This is a genomic window from Dissulfurispira sp., assembly GCF_036745535.1.
Classification (GTDB): Bacteria; Nitrospirota; Thermodesulfovibrionia; order Thermodesulfovibrionales; family Dissulfurispiraceae; genus Dissulfurispira.
Genome location: NZ_DAIOFX010000177.1, coordinates 1 through 1,511, shown reverse-complemented (window position 1 = coordinate 1,511; position 1,511 = coordinate 1). Strand labels below are relative to the sequence as shown.

General features: G+C 38.7%; 1 protein-coding gene. It reads right to left on the bottom strand.

Going from position 1 to position 1,511, the window contains the following annotated elements; translation table 11 throughout:
- Positions 1-78: 78 nt before the first annotated feature.
- Positions 79-1,446, bottom strand: coding sequence for a class I SAM-dependent methyltransferase (locus tag V7L97_RS12630; protein WP_333656542.1), 1,368 nt, complete (start codon positions 1,444-1,446; stop codon positions 79-81).
- Positions 1,447-1,511 lie beyond the last annotated feature (65 nt).

Sequence of the window (1,511 nt, the reverse complement as noted above, 5' to 3'; positions counted from 1 at the left end):
CCGAAGTGGTTTACGCCGGCCTCTGCTATAACAAAAACAGGATTGCCTATACCAACAACCCTATCGTCTATCCTTACATTATCGCCCAGTTTTTTTGCGCATATTCTTAACATTATATCTGGATTGCTGTTTTTTTAGAATCTCCCTGACTTCGGAAAGTCCTATATATGACAAGTATGTCTCAAAAACAAATCCTCTAAAGTCAAAAAATCCCTTTCTCTCAAGTTCTTCGAGATACGGGAAATCATAAAATCTTGGAAGAAGCTCATACGCCTTTTCCATAAATTGTTTTGCATTTTCCATATCGCCATTGTTAAAACTTGCAATGGCAAGCAGTCCGTAAATATTGCCCTTCTGTACACACAGGTTTTCTTCGTTAAAGTCCGACTGCAGGCATTCAAAAAGCAATCGCTTTCCTCCTGCAATATCGCCTTTGTCTATTAATCTAAGCGCTTCAAGAAATTTTATCACGCTATATTCCGGTATTGTCTCATTTATTACGGCCATTGCGGATTCATAGGAAAGACTTCCACGCTTATACTCTTCTAATGCAGAGTAACACTTGTGGTATCTGAGAACAAAATCTACAATAGCCGGAAAGTCATCCTTAAACTGCATCTTCTTTGCTTCGCTCTTTTTAGCTATCACCCGCATATTCATGCAGTAGCCGCCGTATTCGAATTGTAAAACCTCAAAACCTGTTATATTCAGCAGATTTCTGATACTGTTTGGACTGAAGGTAAACAGATGGGCATTTGAAAAAAAACCTAGTAATGCCTTGTGTGGCTTAAAAATATCAGGAACCTCGATCAATACTATGCCGTCGTCTTTGAGCATATATCTTATTTTCAGAAGCACCTTTTGTGGATGAGAAAAATGCTCGAGGGCATCACAGATTGTAATAATATCAAACTTCATATCCGTCTGAAAGTCTTCAAATGTCATTTTGAATATCGTGTCGACTCCAAATAAATCTTTTGTATATTCTGAAAACTGGGATATCTCGACGCCGTAAGCATTACAGCCTTTTGCCTTCAAATATGCAGGCAAAGCGCCGAGGGACGAGCCGATATCAAGGGTATTAATGCCTTCTCTCAGGTATCCAAGCCTTTCCAAAAAATCATACCTAACAACAGCATTGTAAATTTCAATGCCGAGATGCAGATTTGTGAAAGGCAATTTCCACGACTCATTTTTTTTTCCGGCGGTAAATTCTTCCCTGTATTGCCGTTTATAAAACTCTATTGTCTCTTCATCGGTCATTCTCGGGTTTATGTAAACAAGACCGCACTGTTTGCAACATACGTTCCTGTAGTTTACTGGAACATTATTATAAAATAATATAATTCTATCTTTACTCCAGTTGTGCTTTTCGCACAGCCACAGCTTATTCAAAAGCACATCATATTCGGCTGAACCGCATATCTCACAGGTAACTTCTTCCATTACTTATTTTCTCCTCGACATCAGCCACTCGGCCATTTCCATATCAAACATATCGTCAATATCAA